Below are 16,476 nucleotides of genomic sequence, written 5' to 3' on the forward strand. Positions count from 1 at the left end.
GATGCCCGGCCCTGGCTTCATTCCGTGCGAATGCCCTGGACATGTACATTCACCGTCGACACAGGCATTCCCAGCGATTTGTTCAGCGCGTACGTCACGGTCGCTATCACCTGCTGAGCAACCTCTGAGATACGAGTCCCATATTCCAGCACAACATACAGATCAACAGCGATGCTATCCTTCCCGATATGCACCTCAATACCACGATGCTGATCTTCTTGACGGAGCACCTGAACCACGCTATCGCGCAGGTTGGCAGGTGCCATGCCGACCACGCCATAGGAACGGCAGACCGCCTGCGCGGCGATCGAGGCGATGGCGCGCGGTGAAACTTCGATCACGCCCTGGGGCAACACACGTGTATTTGGATGTTCTTTACGATCGCTCATAGGTCTGTAGTACTCCACCGATAGGCGCCTGGCATACGGCTCAGATCCAGCGGGTTTGCCAGAAGCGCTGAGCTATGGTATCATTCGGCGCAGAGCAGTCGCCTGCCCAGCCCAGGGTAACGGCTGCTCTGCCATTGCAAACGCGAATTATTCGTCTCAAGAAACCATAGGCTGTAGGAGGCATCCACTCATGGCTAAATGCGCTGAGTGCGGCAAAGGCCCATCTTTCGGCAACGCGGTCAGCTTCTCGAACCGACACACGCGCCGCCGCTTCAACCCGAACCTGCAAACGGTGACACGGGTGCAAAACGGCAAGCCGGTCAAAGTGAAGCTCTGCACCCGCTGCATCCGAACTGCGGTCAAAACCCGCTAACGAGAGCACACCTCGTCCGATCCAGGCCCATCCTTGTGGATGGGTCTTTCCATTGGTAGCGCGCGCACGTGCAATCTGGTGCCTCATGTGGAGCGCATTATAGTGCAAACGCCGCCGCCCGATCAAGGAGCATCCTTAACGGCTCGTTAATCATCTCGGCGTCGGTGCTGTGCGGCGGCCTCATCCGCCAGCAGGTAGCGCCGGATCGCAGCCGCCACGCCCGCCTGCTCCGGCTCGTCGATCAGCACTTGCGCGACCGCCAGCACCTCCGGCGGCGCGCTGCGCACGGCCATGCCCAGACCAGCCCACGTCAGCATCTCCAGATCATTGAACTGATCGCCCGCCGCCGCCACCTGCTGCTGCGGAATATGGAGCCTTGCGGCGAGCTGCGCCAGCGCGCGGCCTTTGGTACAGCCGGGAGCGGTCAGCTCGCCAAAGTGGGCGTGCGACCGCACCACATGCAGCCGGTCGACGAAATGCGTTTGCAGGCCCGCCACCCGTGGCCCGACTTTATCCTGCTCGTCGATGAACAGCAGCTTGGTCGGCGGATGCTGCGCGACGACCGCCGCCAGATCGTCGACCACATGCACGACGAGCTTGACCTGCGAGAAGCTCTGGTAGAGCTCGACCTCTCTGCCGGACCACGGCACATAGAGTTCGTCGTCGATGTAGGCGTGGACGTAGACGCCCGCGCCTAGGAGCTGCGACACCGCCTCCGCAGCCCGATCCGGCGGCACCGGATCGTGGAACAGGATTTCTCCCGATCGTCGATCCTTGATCAGTGCGCCCTGGTAGCAGATCAGCGGACCGTTCACACCGAGCTGCTCGGCAAAGATCGCCGTCGTACGCACGTTGCGCCCGGTCGCCAGCGACACCCAGCCGCCGCGCGACTGAAAGGCCGCCACCGCCGCGATCGTGTCGGGCGCTACCGTGAGATCTCGCCCAACCGTCGTCCCATCCAGATCCAGAGCCAGTAGATGATAGTGCATCACAAGCCCTCCTCCTCCCCAGCGACGGCCCCGGCGCGTGCCTCCGGCGGGCCATCGTTCTAGCTCACTGCCGATAGCGCCGGTCGGAGCCAGCCAGCGCCCAGGCAGCGATTCGTGTCCCCCTATTCTAATCGAACTCCAGGCGACGGTCGCCGCGCTGCTACGCACGAGGGTAGTAACCTGTAGTCCTTCGGGGTTAACAACCGGCTAGTCCCCCTTGGGTCGAAAAGTGTTACCAGGGCACGATGGGCAACATTATGTATTCCCGGTAGGATACCTTCAACAGATACGAATGATGCCGAACAAAAACCCGAACATTGATCTTCCATCGTACCAGGGGGTTTAAGATGCGCCGTTTGATGTGGTTTGCTGCTGTGTGCCTGTTTCTCAGTTCATTAGGAATGTCGTCACCCGCCACGCTCGCCGCGCCTGCCGCGCAGCCGAGCGCAGACAAGGCACAGGCACGGCGCACTGCGACATTGCAGCGCATCGTAGAGCTGGTGAATCTCCGGCGACGCGAGGCGGGACTCGCGCCGCTCACGGTCCACGCCACGCTGGCGGCGTGCGCACAGCAGTATAGCGCGGTGCAGGCCCGACAAGGCGCGATCAACCATACCGGACCCGACGGCTCGAATCCCGGCCAGCGCCTGACCCGCTGCGGCTATCGCTGGCGGCATTATGGCGAAAATCTGGCGGCAGGCTACGTCAGCGCCGAAGAGGTCGTCGCCGCGTGGATGGCAAGCCCCGGCCACCGTCGTAACATCCTGAACGGCAAAGTTCGAGAGATCGGCCTGGGCCACACCTACCGGGCCAGCGATCCGGGCCAGTACTACGACTACTACGTGATGGAGCTAGGCACGCGCAAGTAACACATTCCAGGCCGCCAGCGCCATCACGCCAGGCCCCGCAGCAAAGATTGCTGCGGGGCGTTACATTGCGCATCGATCTGCGAGCCGCAGCCGGGATGCCTACGACTCATCCAGCGCTTTAGAGAGCGCCGACGTCAACTTCACCTCGATCACAGCCAGCTCCACGCCGCTGGGTTTTTCCGCGCGGAATCCATCCACCAGGCGCTCGAAGATCACCTTGCCCTGATACGAAACCTTGTAGAGCATGCTCTTGGCGATCGTCGCGCCGTTGAACGGCTCATACGAGTGCTCGACGACAACATCTTTGTTTTTGTACTGATACACGATGCGCTCGATCAGCAGATGCTCCGAGTTGGCGTGCGTTGAGGCCGCCACCAGATTCGACGCCGCATCGCTGCCGCCGCCGCCGTGGCCGATCAAATGGCACCAGTTATAGCCACCGGCAATCACGGGAGCGCCATTCGCCGCAGCATACGTCGTCGCGCTTGCGTGCCCGGTCGCGGCCTGCATATTTTTGCGATACGTCCGTTTTTTCTTGCCCTGGTATTTGACAGTCCCCGCTTGACCACGGCTAAATTTGCTCGCGCGCGGATCCGCGTAGCTGGCAGCGCTGCCCATACGCATTTTGAAGCTGGCCCCTCGTGGAGCGCCCCGCCCGGTTCGTACCGTAAAATCAACGCGGTTATGGAGCGCGGCTTTGCTCTGCTTGACGATCCGCCAGCTCTCTGTTGTTTCGTTATAGACCCAGTGCTTGCCGAAGTCACGGCAGTGCCAGCTCTGACCGGCAAAATAGATGTGGGCGGCTGAGCTCGCCCGGGCGGGTCTGGTATCGGGCTTGGTTGGCCCCTTTCCACGTTGAATAACCTGTGTACTGGTAGCCGGGCTGCGCTGGACAGATACCTCCCCCGGCTGTCCTGGCTGCGGTCCAGCGCCCGCCAGCAGCCTGCCGACCGCCTGATTACCCATCGCGCGCTGCAAGTGGAGCGTTGTCTGGGGAGCCAGGCCGCCGGGATCACGCATCGCCTGCCGGATCGTCGCCGCGTCGATCTGCTGGTCGTGTTCTAAGTCGGACTCGATCGTCGGCTGCGGCACCTGCCGTCTGATAACCGGTTTGCCGCGACGAGCCGACTGTTTCTTTGAAGGCATAGGTATCCTTCCACGCACGGTGGTTGTAGCGATTCGTGAAGCCGTCTAGTTGGAGCAGGAGCCTCGACGTATCGAGCATATCCGACGCAGGCCGATCGATGCTTGGGGAATAGCGCCATGCCGCGCTTTCGGATCGAGCGCAACGTTGGTGTCGAGCATAACACAGCCAGCGCGCCGAGGCAATGTTTTTTTACGCGCCAGCCCAGGCCAGGATCATGTCTCGATCATCAGCACCCGATCGTGACCCGCCAGATCTTGATGCAGCGTGATGCGCGCCGCCGCAAAGATCGCCGCCGCTGCCTGCCGCGCGAGATCGCCCTGCCACGCGCCAAGCTCCATCAGCACCGCGCCATGCGTCGCGAGATAGCGCGGGATCTGCCGTAGCAACTGTGCAGGCAGATCGAAGCCCTGCGCGCCGCCGCCATCCAGCGCGAGATGCGGCTCCCAGCGCCGCACGTTCTCATCGATCGCCGAGAGCACAGTGTAGGGTGGATTGGAGACGATCAGCGTCACGGGCTGCGGCAGCGGATCGCAGCCCGCGCCATGCAGCAGCGCGACACGATCGGTCACGCCGTGGCGCTGGACGTTGATCCGCGCCACATCGAGCGCGTCGGCGGAGAGATCGACGGCAAAGACGCGCGACTCCGGCAGCGTATGCGCCAGCGTCACCGCGATACATCCGCTGCCCGTGCCGATGTCGGCGATCGTCAGATCCGGCCCCTGCGCGCGCCGCGCGGCCCAGCTCAGCGCAAGATCGACCAGCAGCTCCGTCTCAGGCCGTGGCACGAGCACCCGCCGATCGACCACGAAATCAAGGCCGTAGAACTCTTTGTGACCGGTCAGATAGGCGATCGGTTCGAGCGCCGAGCGCCGCGCGACCAATGGCTGAAAGGCGGCCTCCTGCGCGTCGGTAAGCTCGCGCTGGCTCTCCGCCAGAAGGTACGCGCGGCTGACGCCCAGCACATGCGCCAGCAGCGCCTCGGCGTCGAGACGCGGCGACGGCGAGTGATCGGCCAACTGCGCGGCAGCCCGCTGGATCGCCTGGCGCAGCGTGGTCACGATACACCTGTAAGCGCCGACGCGCTCAGGCCAAGACGCGCCAGCACTTTGCGTCCGACAGCGCTATCGGCAAAATCCCACAGCTCATCGACGGCCCGGTTGATCGTGCCGCCGCGCTGGCGCACCAGATACCACGACTGGCCCAGCTCCAGCCCGGCGATCGGTACGACGCCCAGATCGCGGGTTTTGGCGACACGGCTGCGCGGCACGAACGCGAGGCCCAGCCCATCCGCCGCCGCCTGCACCGCCGCCACCACGCTATCGGTTTCAAGGATCACCTGAAGCTGGCCCAGCGCCATGCCCTGCCGTCGAAAAAGATCCTCCAGCATGCGCCGGAGCGCCATGCCGCGCTGTGGCAGGATCAGCGCATAATCGCGCAGATCCGCCAGCAATACGTCGTTCTGACGCAGCAGCGCGTGGCTGCGCGACGAGATGCAGACGATCGGCTCGTCGCCAAGCTCCAGCACATCGAAGGTCCGCCGACGCGGATGCTCGTCCATCAGCACCGCCTGGACCTGCCCATTGCCCAGCCACGTCAAAAGCTGGTCCGAGAGGCCAACATCCACCGCGAAGCGCACGCCGGGATGTTTGTCGTGAAAGGCCGCCACCAGCGCCGGGAGGATGCGCTCGCCCGTGCTGGGCGCGCAGCCGATGCCGACCCGCCCGGTGATATGCCCGCGCAGACTCAGCATGTGCTGCTCGGCGCGCGTCGCCAGCATGACCACCTCGCGGGCATGAACCAGCAGCTCCTCGCCCGCATGTGTCAGCCGCATCGTCTTGCCGACGCGCCGGAACAGCCGGACCTCGCCGACCTGCGACTCAAGCGCCTTGATGTGCTGGCTGACCGCCGGTTGCGTAAAGCCGAGCCGGGTAGCGGCTGCGGTGAAGCTGCCAGTCTCGGCGACGGCCACAAAGGTTTGCAGATGATCTGTGTTTAGCATCGCGCAATCCGCCACGAGTACATCAGAAGGCATCTCAAGTAATGTTACAATACCAGCGTGGTGCTTGCATACATCATTGTGCTACAAACAGCCGAGCCGCTGGTACGAACGCGGATCATCCTGGCGCTGCTGTGCGTGGTCGTAGCGAGCGCGCTGGCGCTGGGCATTGCCGTGCGTTTGAACCGCCGCATGCAGGCTATCGCCGACCAGCGGCCTGTTAAGCCACTAGCCGACGAAGAAGAAGCCGATACCGGCGATCACATAGACCGCCAGTAGCATCGCGCCTTCCAGCCAGTTCGACTCGCCATCCAGCGAGATAAACGAGGCGATCAGCACTGACAGTCCCAGCACCATCACCTCGAACAGGCTGAAGAAGAGCGTCATCTCGCGCGGCCCGATCACGAGGCTGAGAAAGACCAGCAGCGGCGCGACAAACAGCGCGATCTGCATCGACGAGCCGAGCGAGATATTCATCGAGAGATCCATCTGATTCTTGATCGCCGCCTGCACGCCCACCAGATGCTCCGCCACGTTGCCGACGATCGGGATCAGAATCACGCCCAGGAACAGCTCGCGTACGCCAAGCTGCTCCGCGACCGGCTCGACCACGCCTACCAGGAACTCGCTCATGAACACGATCGCCAGCGTGCTGGCCGCCAGAACGCCCAGCGCGAAGCGAACGCTCCACTTCGGCTGGTGCGTGACGATCTCCTCGGTTTCGCCCACGCCTGTGTGGCTAGTCGCGCCGTGACCGTGCTCGGTGGCAGGGGTAGCGCCGGTAGCAGTAAACTGATAGACGATGCTCAAGATGTACAGCAGCAGCAGCACGCCCGCGACGACCAGCGAGATCACGTTGAGCGCGGGATCTTGTACCTCGGTGTTGAAGATCTCAAGCGCGCGGTTGGGATCGGCGATCTCGGCGAGCAGCTCGAACATCGTCGGGATAATCAGGCCGATCACCGCCAGCGTCATCATCGAGGCCGACATGCCAGCCAGACCGCGATCGAAGCGCTGGACGCCATGCCGAAGGCCGCCCAACAGCAGCGCAAGCCCGACGATCAGCAGCAGGTTGCCGATGATCGAGCCGGTCAGCGAGGCCTTGACCAGCTCATACCGGCCCGCGTTGATCGCGACGATCGTGATGATCAGCTCGGCAGCGTTGCCCAGCGTGGCGTTCAATAATCCGCCGATCTTGGGGCCGTAATGCAGTGCCAGCTCCTCGGTCGCTTCTCCCAGCACGCCCGCCAGCGGAACCAATGCAATGGCCGACGTTGCAAAGATCAGCAGGTCGTTGTGAAGAACAAACTCTGCCAGGACCGCCAATGGGACGAAGATCAGCATATAGCGTAGAATACGCACCGGCTCAGGCTCCTTTCTTGCAGTGGGATGCAAAGCGGGCGCAATCATACCATCAGCCGTGGAGCCTGGTCAATCTGCCGCCAAAAGATGCGCCGCTAGTACCATTGTTGCAAGCCAGAGGACAGATTTATGATCGCGAACATGTGTAGCATCCCGGCTCCACGCTCGACGCATGGCGGGGGCAGATGATGCGACGCGCTGCACATTCAAAACCAGATCTCTTGCACCTGCTGCACATGCTGTCGCCCGTGGATCGGCGGGTGATGGCGCAGCGCTGGCACGCGCCATCGCACGATCCCGCCGCGCTTGAGGCGATCATGACCGATCCCGACCGCGTGCTGGCGCAGTGGACTGGACTGGCCGATCAGGAGCGCGCGGCGCTGACGCGGCTGCTGGCGGATGGCGGCAGCCTGCCCGTGGCGGTGATGCACCGCGAGTGGGGCGGCGTGCGCGAGCCCGGCGGCTTCGAGCATCCTCGCGCCTACATGCATGCGCTGCGCGGCCCGGCGACGCCCACCGAGCGGCTCTACGGCATGGGCTTGATCTTTCGGACCCACGACGAGCGCGGCGCGATCTATCGCGTGCCCGGCGAGCTGCTGGCGCTGCTGCCTGCGGTGCCGCCTCGCGATCGGCGGCTGCATGTATCGCCAGCGCCAGCGCCGCCCGCGATCGTCCAGAGCACGCCCGGCGAGGCCGAGCACCTGATCGTCGCGCTGCTGACGCTGGCCTACCACGGCGAGATCAAGGCGCTCGACGATGGCGCGCTCAGCAAGCCCAGCCTGGTCAGGCTAGCCCGGCAGCTTGCCGCGCCCCCCGATCTGCGGACGATCCGCCGCGAGCAGGACTGGCCCTTTGCGGCGCTGCTGCGGACGATGGCGCTGGAAGCCGGGCTGCTGCGGCGCGCCGACGATGGCGAGCTACGGCCCACGCCCCAGGCGCTCGAATGGCTCCAGGCCCCGCAGGCGCGGCGCGTCGACCAACTGCTCGGCGGCTGGCGCGTCAGCTCGCTCGACGATCTGGCCGTGCTCTGTAAGCTGCGCTGGAAAGGCGGTGCGCCGTACACGCTCAACCGCACGGCGACACGTCGGGGGCTGCTCCAACTGCTGGCGACGCTCCCCGCGCACGAGTGGCTGTCGATCGACGCGATCATCAGCGCGATCTATGAGGTAGAGCCGGATTTTCAGCGGCGGGACGGGCGCTACGATACATGGCTGCTCTACGACGCGCAGGGTCATCTGGTCAGCGGCTGGCAAGACTGGGCGCTGGTCGAGGGGGCGCTGATCCGCCAGGTGCTCTGCGGGCCGCTGCACTGGCTTGGCCTGCTCGACACGGGCGCGGAGTTCGACGGAGAGTGCCGGGCCGTGCGGGTCACGCCGCTGGGCGGGCATCTGCTGGCGGACGCGCCTGAGCCTGCGGCGCTGCCGGAGACGCCGCTGCTGGTGCAGGGCACGTTCGAGGTGATCTGCCCGCCGGGCGCGTCGCTGTACGCGCGCTTTCAACTGGGGCGGGTGGCCGAGGTGCAGCAGACGGGCGCGGTGACGATCTACCGGCTCACGCGCCGGGCGCTGCTGGCCGCCGCCGAGCGTGGCATCGCCGCGCAGGATGTGCTGCGCTTTCTGGAAGAGCATAGCGCGGGATCACTGCCGCCGTCTGTCGCGTACACACTGCTCGAATGGGGCGGACAGACCCAGCAGGTGCGGCTTGAGAGCGCGGTGCTGCTCCAGACCGCCGATCCGTTCGTCATGGCCCAGGTGCGCAACGCTAAAGCGCTAGGCCTGAGCGAGGTCGAGCCGCTCGCGCCGACGCTGCTGCGCGTTCCCGATGGACGAGCCGACGAGCTGGCTGAGCGCCTGCGCCGGGCCGGGTGGGGCCTGCGCGACGAGCGGATCGATCCGGAGCTGCCGCTCGACGACCGCGATCTCAAAGCGCTGGTCAGCGCGGCCTTTGCCTACACGCGGCTCTGCACCGAGCTGGATCTGACATGTGAGATCTCGCCCACGCTGTTGCAGCGCCTGTCGCGGCTGGTACCGGCGCGCTGGGCCGAGAGCGCCGATCAATCCGCCGCTCAGATGGTGGAGCACGTGCTCCAGCAGATCGCGGCGCAGCGGCAGGCAGAATAACCGCGAATTATGTAAAACGAGAGCAAGAAGCAGTATAATTGAGCGCAAGTGTAGCTAGAAACGAGTGATATGCGTAGTCGGGAGCGGTTATATCGGACAGAGGCGCTGATCCTGCGCCGCAGCGACTTTGGCGAGGCCGACCGGCTGATGACGCTGTTCACGCCCCGGTACGGCAAGCGCCGCGTGATCGCCAAGGGCGTGCGCAAGACGACGAGCCGACGATCGGGACATGTCGAGCTGTTCAATCGGGTTGAGCTACAGCTGGCGACCGGGCGCAACCTGGATATTGTCACCGATGCGCAGATTGTGGACGCCTACAAACGGCTGCATGAGGATCTGCCGCGTCTGTCGTACGCCTATTATGTCGCCGAGCTCGTCGATAAGCTCACGGTCGATGAAGAAGAGAACGCGCCGGTCTACACGCTGCTGGTCAACACCTTCGCGGCGCTGGATACCAGCACCGTGCTCGATCTGGTCGCGCGGCATTTCGAGCTGCATCTGCTCAATCTGGTCGGATACCGGCCCTATCTGTTCAACTGCGCGATCTGCCAGGAGCAGCTTACCGAGGAGGCCGATCGCTGGAGCGCGGCAGGCGGCGGGATGCTCTGCCCGCGCTGCGCGACGCGCGAGCCGCACGCGCTGCCGATCACGCTGCCGGCCTTCAAGGCGCTGCGGTTTTTGCAGCGGGAGCCGATCGCCGCGACCGAGGATCTGCAACGTCTGTCGGAGCCGCTGCGCCGTGAGATCGAGCAGCTCTTACGCGCAACGTTGCGGCCAATTCTGGAGCGCGAGCTGAAATCGGTCGAGTTTCTCGATGCCGTACGTCTGGCGTTGTGACGGCATGGCTATCTGGCGCTGTGTGACGCAGCGATCGAGTAAAGGTCTAATGGTCCTACTAAGGAGCCGACGATGAGCTATCTTCGTAATTTGCTGGGGGAAGGCGAGGAGATCGTCTTTGCGACGCGCCAGCACTGGTTTATTCCTATGGCCCACGTGCTGACCGAGCTTGTTGTGCTGACCATCCTGACGATCGCGGGCATCGTTATTCCCAACGTGTTCGACATCCCCGATGGTCTGGTCTACCTCACGATCGGCGGTCTGGGCTTCATCGTGTTTCTCAGCGGCCTGGCAGATATTATGCGCTGGCACCACGAGCAATTTGTGATCACCGACCGCCGCGTGCTTCAGTTGCAGGGCGTGTTCAGCAAAAATGTGCTCGACTCGTCGCTGGAGAAGATCACGGATGTCGAGCTGGAGCAGAACGTCCTGGGACGGATCTTCGACTTCGGCGATGTCAACATTCTGACCGCCAGCGAAGAGGGCATCAACCGCATGCAGGCGATCCGCCATCCGATCGAGTTCAAGCGGGCGATGATGAACGCGCGGGCGCGCTACGACGGCTATCTGGATCGCGCGCCGGTCAACGCCTATGATCATCCGCGCGACGTGCGGGCGATCCTTGAGCAGCTTGCCGCGCTCCGCGATCGTGGTATCCTCTCCTCGGCTGAGTTTGAAGCCAAGAAGCGCGAGCTGCTATCGCGCATTTAGGAGATCGAGTGCTGCGCGCCCAGTGGGAACGCGCCGCGTCGATCCCGCCATAGCCAGGAGAGCCTTGATGAGCGACCTCTTCGACCGTATCACCGAAGCGACCGTCTTTATCCGCAGCCGGACGGAGCTTCAGCCTGATATTGCCCTGATCCTTGGTTCGGGCCTGGGCGCGCTCGCCGACACGATCGACGCCGCCGTGACGATCGCCTACGAGGATATTCCGCATTTTCCGCACTCCACGGTCGAAGGCCATCGCGGCGAGTTTGTGCTGGGCACGCTCGGCGGCTGCAACGTCGCCGTGATGCGCGGACGCTTCCATTACTATGAAGGCTACTCGCTCGATCAGACGACCTTTCCGGTGCGCGTGCTGCAAGCGCTCGGCGCGCACACGCTGATCGTCACCAACGCGGCGGGCGGCCTGCGCGCCGACTGGCAGGTCGGCGATCTGATGCGCATCGCCGATCATATTAATTTTCCGGGTATGGCCGGCCTGAATCCGCTGCGTGGCCCGAACGATCCGCGACTGGGCGTGCGCTTTCCGGCGCTGACCAATGCCTACGACAGCGGGCTTGGCCGTCTGGCCCATGAGGTCGCGGCGGAGGTCGGCGTTCCCATGCACGACGGCGTGTATGCGATGCTGGCCGGGCCGTCGTTCGAGACGCCCGCCGAGCTGCGCATGTTACAGACGCTCGGCATCGACGCGGTGGGCATGTCCACGGTGCCTGAGGTGATCGTCGCGCGGCACGGCGGCATGCGTGTGCTCGGCATCTCGATGATCTCGAACATCGCCACGCCCGACGCGCCGCCCGCCAACCACGAGGAGGTGCTGGCGGCAGGCGAGGCGGTCAAGCCCAGGTTCACGGCGCTGATCACGCAGCTCATGGAGCGCATCGCGGCGTAGCTAGCGCCGACAGGCCGGGGGCGGGCGCCCTCTGGGTGGTGGGAGTCCCCCAATCATGTGCCTGTCTGATACAAAGTATCATACTCTGCTTCCCGAAGATGCTCCGTGATTCTGCACGAGCGGCGAGTTGCAACAGGCCCAGGTGTTGCGCCTGGGCATTTTGGTGCGTGCGGCAGCGCAAATCGGCGCATTACGGTAAAATAGAGCTACTATGCAAACTGTCTATGATGTGATTGTGGTCGGGGCAGGGCACGCGGGCTGCGAGGCGGCGCATGCGGCGGCAAAGATGGGCTGTCGCACGCTCCTGCTGACGATCGACCTCGATAAACTGGCGCACATGTCGTGCAATCCTTCGATCGGCGGGCCGGCGAAGGGCCATATCGTGCGCGAGATCGATGCCCTGGGCGGCGTGATGGGCCGCGTGACGGACGAGACGTTCATCCAGATCCGCATGCTCAACGAGTCGAAGGGGCCTGCCGTGCAGGCGCTCCGCGCGCAGAGCGATAAACGGCTCTATGCTCAGCGGATGAAAGAGGCGCTGGAGCGCACGCCTAACCTCGATCTGAAGCAAGCGCTGGTTGAGCGGATTATTGCTCCACAACAAACAACGACGCCCGGAGGGCACCCGGAACAAAGCGCAGCGGGCGACGATCCGACTGGCTCGTTGTTCTCTGTTCTCACCCATACCGGCTGGCGCTACGATGGCCGCGCGCTGGTGCTGACGACCGGGACCTTCCTGCGCGGTCGCGCGATCACCGGCAGCGCGATGTGGTCGGCGGGGCGCGCAGGCGAGAGCGCGGCAGTGGCGCTGGGCGAGGATCTGCACCAGCTTGGCTTTCCGCTGGTGCGGCTCAAGACGGGCACGCCGCCCCGCGTGGACGCGCGCACGATCGATTTTAGCGCCACCGAGATCCAGCGTGGCAGCGCGCAGCCGCTCCACTTCGGCTTCTACTACGACGAGCAGCCGCCGATCCCGTCGTTCGTCATGGATCGGCCCAGCCCGTGGTTTCCGCAGCCGATGCTCGACGGCTGGCGGCCACAGTTGCCGTGCTATCTGGTGCATTCGACGCCCGAAACGCATCAGATCATCCGCGACAACCTGGATCGCGCGCCGCTCTTCTCAGGCGTGATCGAGGGCGTCGGGCCGCGCTACTGCCCGTCGATCGAAGACAAGATCGTGCGCTTCGCCGACAAGGAGCGCCACGGCTTCTTTCTTGAGCCGGAGGGCTGGCAGACCAGCGAGGTCTATGTGCAGGGCTGCAACACCTCGCTGCCGGAGGATGTGCAGTGGCACATGCTGCGGACGATCCCGGCCCTGCGCAACGTCGAGATTATGCGCGTCGGCTACGCGATCGAGTACGACGCCGTGGCGACGGGCGAGATCCTGGCGACGCTTGAAACCAAGCGGCTTCCGGGGCTGTTCCTGGCCGGCCAGATCAACGGCACTACCGGCTACGAGGAGGCAGCGGCGCAAGGGCTGATCGCCGGGATCAATGCCGCGCGCAAGGTCCGGGGCGACGAGCCGTTTATTCTGCGCCGCGATCAAGCCTACATCGGCGTGCTGATCGACGACCTTGTGACGAAAGAGATCCACGAGCCGTACCGCATGTTCACCTCGCGGGCCGAGCACCGGCTACTGCTGCGCTCGGACAACGCCGATCTACGGCTTACGTCGCTGGGCTACGAGCTGGGTATGATCGACGCAGCACGTCTGGCGCTGGTCGAGACGAAGCGCGAGCAGGCCGAGCAGACGCAGCGGCGCTTGCAGAGCGTGCGGCTCACGCCGTCGAGCGAGATGAATCGCCGTCTGGCGGAGGCCGGGATCGGCCCGATCAGCCAGGTGTGCAGCGCCGACGTAGTGCTGGCGCGGCCCGCCGTCAGCTACAGCGCGCTTCGGCAGGCGCTCGATCTGCCGGAGCTACCACAGTACATCGGCGAGCAGGTTGAGATCGAGATCAAGTACAGCGGGTACATCGAGAAAGAGCACAAGGCGGCGGAGCGCGTGCGCAAGATGGAGACGCGCCGCCTGCCGGAGTGGCTCGACGTGGCCGCCGTGCCCGGATTGCGCACCGAGGCGCGGCAGGTGCTTGCGCGCTTCCGCCCGGCGACGCTGGGCCAGGCTGCCCGGCTGGCCGGGATCAATCCTGCGGATATTGCGGTGCTGCTGGTGTATCTGGAGCGGCAGCGCGACGATGGCACGCAGCGCGAGCCTGCGGTCGAAGCGGTGTAACCGGGGCGGATCGCAAACCACCCCACGCGGCAATTCGTTGACACCTCCTGCTATCAAACGCTCCACGTCAACGTGACGTGGAGCGCGGTGTTTAAGGCGCTGCCGTGCTGCTCGGCTCCTGCGTGGGCCAGTCGGTTGGTGCTGGCGGAAAAACATCGGTTGGAATCGGCATCGTCGGCAGCGGCACGAACGATGTGCTGGTCGTCGCGCTGGTGGGCGCATCCGTCGGCGCGAGGGTTGGCTCCGGCGTGGGCTCGTCCGTTGGGATCGGCAGCTCGGTCGGCATCGGCGTCGGCGGGATCTCGGTCGGCGTCGGCGGGATCTCGGTCGGCGTCGGCTCCGGCGGTCGCGTCGGCGGGATCTCGGTCGGTGGCGGTGGCGGCGGTGGTGTCGGCGTCTGCACAATAATGATCACCACCGGCGTCTGGGTTGGCGCGAGCGTCGGCTCAAGCGTGGCCGTGGGCGTGATCGTGCGCGTCGGCGTGGCCGTGGGCGTGATCGTGCGCGTCGGCGTCAGCGTCGGCGTCGACGAAGGCGTGGCCGTCGCGGTCGCGGTGGCGGTCGCAGGAGCAGCCGTGAGCGCCGCTGTGGCCGTCGCGACGGGCGGCACGACACTAGCTCCGTTGTCGCCGCCCAGCGTGTACAGATAGCCGATGCCCAACCAGACCAGCGTAATCGTCACCAGCAGGCCAAGCACTGTAAAATAAAACGTGCGGTCGCGGCCAGACAATCGGCCACGCGCACCACGGCTCGGCAGCGCCAGAGTGCCCGCACCAGCGACCGGACCCGTCGTTGTTCCGCTCCACTCGCCTGTGTATAATGGGCAAGAGAGATGGTTGATGCTCAAACAATATAAGCGCTGATCGACCGGAATCTCCTGCGCATCGCCGCTGACATAGCAGCGGTGCTCCGATGTCGGAGAGGCAAAGCGAATCGCGCGATTTTGGCGTAACCCAAGATAAGGACAATGGGTACGTTCGTTCACAGTTCTACCTTCTTCATGCGGAATCAAGGAGCATGTTCTGGAAACAGCCGATTCTGCATCAGAAAAGGACATGATTGGGGGACACCCCCAAACCCCCGGCCTGTCGGCGCATTCGTGGCAATATTGTAGTATAGAGGACGGATCGGGCCACGTCAAAGCCTGTGGAGAGTTGTCTATGCGTGTCGTGCTGGTGTCAGATATTCATTCAAATGCCGTAGCGCTGGACGCGGTGCTTGCCGCGCTGCCCGCCTACGATGAGCTGTGGTGCTTGGGCGATACGATCGGCTACGGGCCAGAGCCGAATCGCTGCCTGGAACAAATCCGTAAACGAGCACGCTATGCATTGACAGGCAATCATGATCTGGCCTCGCTTGGCCTGGTTTCACTCGCCGACTTCAACGTGCTGGCTCGCACCGCCAACCAGTGGAACAACGAGCAGCTTGAGCCTGAGCTGCGCGCGTATCTGCAAGAGCTGCCCGCCAGCCTGCCGCTGCCGCCTGCGGTGACATTGGCCCACGCCAGCCCGCGCGACCCGATCTGGGAGTACGTGCTCGATCCTGAAACCGCCAAAGATAATCTTGAGTACTTCGACACGCCGCTCTGCTTCGTCGGGCATACGCACGTGCCCACGATTTTTGCGCAGCACGCCGACGGCAAGGCCGAGCTGCGCCGTGGACGCTCCGGCGAGATCCTGCGTCTGAAGCCAGACTCGCGCTACATCATCAATCCGGGCAGCGTCGGTCAGCCCCGCGATGGCGATCCGCGCGCCGCGTATGCCGTGTGGGATACGAAAGCACACACGATCCGCTTCAACCGCGTCGAGTACGACATCGAGGCGACCCAGCGCAAAATGTACGCCGCTGGTCTGCCTGAGCTGCTGGCCGAGCGTCTCGCGTTTGGGCGGTAGGTAGATTACTCGGAGGGGCGTATTGCAATACGCCCCTACAAACCTATCGCAATCTTCGCAATCACTACTCTCATCTTTGTTACCACTTCAGTCAGAAAGAAAACCAATGAATTGGACTCTTACACTCATCGGTTCGATTATTGGGTCTATAGTTCTATCAATTGTGGGCAATCTCCTTACTGATCCTCTGAAAAATTGGCTAGCCGGAAGATCACTTGTTAGCAAACACAAGAGGATCAATGAGCTAAGAGCAGAGCTTGACTATATTGAATATCTGTATCAAAACAGGCAAGATCTATATTTAGAACTAGCATTTCATACCAATCGCATATTTCTATATATCATGATGTGTTTTGTACTTATTTTATCTTCTATCATGATAACCTCAATTGTCTTCAGAATAGATCCAAATATCAGCATGAAAATATTTCCAATCAAAGATCCTTCTGATATATCATTTTCAATGTTCCTGCTTCTGATAGCAACTATAATGTTTTTATCAGGATTAGTATCAGGTTATCAGGGATTAATTGATTTATCAAATCAAGACACGACTTTAAAAAAGCTCCATGACTTTGATGAGTATAAACAAATAATCAATGCTCGTATAGAAAAACTATCTCAGAAGTTACCAACAAGTATCGAATAACCTTATAGGCT

Annotated in this window: 17 protein-coding genes; 10 read left to right on the top strand and 7 right to left on the bottom strand. The window is 63.2% G+C overall.

The window, feature by feature from the left end:
- Positions 1–17: 17 nt before the first annotated feature.
- Positions 18–389, bottom strand: a complete 372-nt coding sequence (locus VFZ66_29260; protein HEX6293305.1) for an Asp23/Gls24 family envelope stress response protein — start codon at positions 387–389, stop codon at positions 18–20.
- A gap of 190 nt (positions 390–579) precedes the next feature.
- On the opposite strand from VFZ66_29260, the gene rpmB reads away from it, so the two are divergent.
- Positions 580–762 (top strand): 50S ribosomal protein L28, encoded by a 183-nt coding sequence (gene rpmB / locus VFZ66_29265; protein ID HEX6293306.1) that lies wholly within the window; start codon positions 580–582, stop codon positions 760–762.
- Between the two features lie 146 nt (positions 763–908).
- On the opposite strand, the gene VFZ66_29270 is transcribed toward rpmB, so the two are convergent.
- Positions 909–1,751, bottom strand: a complete 843-nt coding sequence (locus VFZ66_29270) for a Cof-type HAD-IIB family hydrolase (GenBank protein HEX6293307.1) — start codon at positions 1,749–1,751, stop codon at positions 909–911.
- Between the two features lie 401 nt (positions 1,752–2,152).
- Here VFZ66_29270 and VFZ66_29275 point away from each other — a divergent pair, with 401 nt between their 5' ends.
- A complete protein-coding gene (locus VFZ66_29275) occupies positions 2,153–2,620 on the top strand; it encodes a CAP domain-containing protein (GenBank protein ID HEX6293308.1) in 468 nt (155 codons plus the stop codon).
- Between the two features lie 99 nt (positions 2,621–2,719).
- Here the strand turns inward: VFZ66_29275 and VFZ66_29280 are convergent, their stop codons facing one another.
- From VFZ66_29280 to VFZ66_29290, 3 genes are all read right to left on the bottom strand, one after another.
- On the bottom strand, positions 2,720–3,766 hold the full coding sequence (locus VFZ66_29280; protein ID HEX6293309.1) for a hypothetical protein: 1,047 nt from the start codon (positions 3,764–3,766) through the stop codon (positions 2,720–2,722).
- A 213-nt stretch (positions 3,767–3,979) separates the two neighbouring features.
- Complete coding sequence (prmC, locus tag VFZ66_29285; protein ID HEX6293310.1) at positions 3,980–4,825, bottom strand: peptide chain release factor N(5)-glutamine methyltransferase; 846 nt, start codon at positions 4,823–4,825, stop codon at positions 3,980–3,982.
- Complete coding sequence (locus tag VFZ66_29290) at positions 4,822–5,766, bottom strand: LysR family transcriptional regulator (protein ID HEX6293311.1); 945 nt, start codon at positions 5,764–5,766, stop codon at positions 4,822–4,824. Before VFZ66_29290 ends, prmC begins: the two co-directional genes overlap by 4 nt.
- A gap of 78 nt (positions 5,767–5,844) precedes the next feature.
- On the opposite strand from VFZ66_29290, the gene VFZ66_29295 reads away from it, so the two are divergent.
- Positions 5,845–6,042 carry a hypothetical protein gene (locus VFZ66_29295; GenBank protein HEX6293312.1) on the top strand — a complete coding sequence of 66 codons (198 nt, stop codon included), beginning with the start codon at positions 5,845–5,847 and terminating at the stop codon, positions 6,040–6,042.
- Here the strand turns inward: VFZ66_29295 and cax are convergent.
- On the bottom strand, positions 5,992–7,125 hold the full coding sequence (gene cax / locus VFZ66_29300) for a calcium/proton exchanger (protein ID HEX6293313.1): 1,134 nt from the start codon (positions 7,123–7,125) through the stop codon (positions 5,992–5,994). The genes VFZ66_29295 and cax overlap by 51 nt on opposite strands.
- Before the next feature lie 185 nt (positions 7,126–7,310).
- Here cax and VFZ66_29305 point away from each other — a divergent pair, with 185 nt between their 5' ends.
- The 5 genes from VFZ66_29305 to mnmG all read left to right on the top strand — a co-directional run bounded on the left by VFZ66_29305 (position 7,311) and on the right by mnmG (position 13,924).
- Positions 7,311–9,245, top strand: a complete 1,935-nt coding sequence (locus VFZ66_29305) for a helicase-associated domain-containing protein (GenBank protein ID HEX6293314.1) — start codon at positions 7,311–7,313, stop codon at positions 9,243–9,245.
- Between the two features lie 69 nt (positions 9,246–9,314).
- Positions 9,315–10,082: a DNA repair protein RecO gene (gene recO / locus VFZ66_29310; GenBank protein ID HEX6293315.1), complete on the top strand. Its 768-nt coding sequence runs from the start codon at positions 9,315–9,317 to the stop codon at positions 10,080–10,082.
- A gap of 72 nt (positions 10,083–10,154) precedes the next feature.
- Positions 10,155–10,793 (top strand): PH domain-containing protein, encoded by a 639-nt coding sequence (locus VFZ66_29315; GenBank protein HEX6293316.1) that lies wholly within the window; start codon positions 10,155–10,157, stop codon positions 10,791–10,793.
- Between the two features lie 67 nt (positions 10,794–10,860).
- Positions 10,861–11,694 (top strand): purine-nucleoside phosphorylase, encoded by an 834-nt coding sequence (locus tag VFZ66_29320; protein ID HEX6293317.1) that lies wholly within the window; start codon positions 10,861–10,863, stop codon positions 11,692–11,694.
- Between the two features lie 211 nt (positions 11,695–11,905).
- Positions 11,906–13,924: a tRNA uridine-5-carboxymethylaminomethyl(34) synthesis enzyme MnmG gene (mnmG, locus tag VFZ66_29325; protein ID HEX6293318.1), complete on the top strand. Its 2,019-nt coding sequence runs from the start codon at positions 11,906–11,908 to the stop codon at positions 13,922–13,924.
- A gap of 91 nt (positions 13,925–14,015) precedes the next feature.
- On the opposite strand, the gene VFZ66_29330 is transcribed toward mnmG, so the two are convergent.
- Positions 14,016–14,909, bottom strand: a complete 894-nt coding sequence (locus tag VFZ66_29330; GenBank protein HEX6293319.1) for a hypothetical protein — start codon at positions 14,907–14,909, stop codon at positions 14,016–14,018.
- Positions 14,910–15,084: 175 nt separating this feature from the next.
- Between VFZ66_29330 and VFZ66_29335 the strand changes: the two genes are divergently transcribed.
- The gene (locus VFZ66_29335) at positions 15,085–15,816 is read left to right on the top strand and encodes a metallophosphoesterase family protein (GenBank protein ID HEX6293320.1); all 732 of its coding nucleotides are present in this window, start codon (positions 15,085–15,087) and stop codon (positions 15,814–15,816) included.
- 106 nt (positions 15,817–15,922) lie between these two features.
- On the top strand, positions 15,923–16,465 hold the full coding sequence (locus tag VFZ66_29340) for a hypothetical protein (protein ID HEX6293321.1): 543 nt from the start codon (positions 15,923–15,925) through the stop codon (positions 16,463–16,465).
- Positions 16,466–16,476: the final 11 nt, after the last annotated feature.

It is taken from the genome of Herpetosiphonaceae bacterium, from assembly GCA_036374795.1.
In the GTDB taxonomy this organism is placed as follows: Bacteria; Chloroflexota; Chloroflexia; order Chloroflexales; family Kallotenuaceae; genus LB3-1.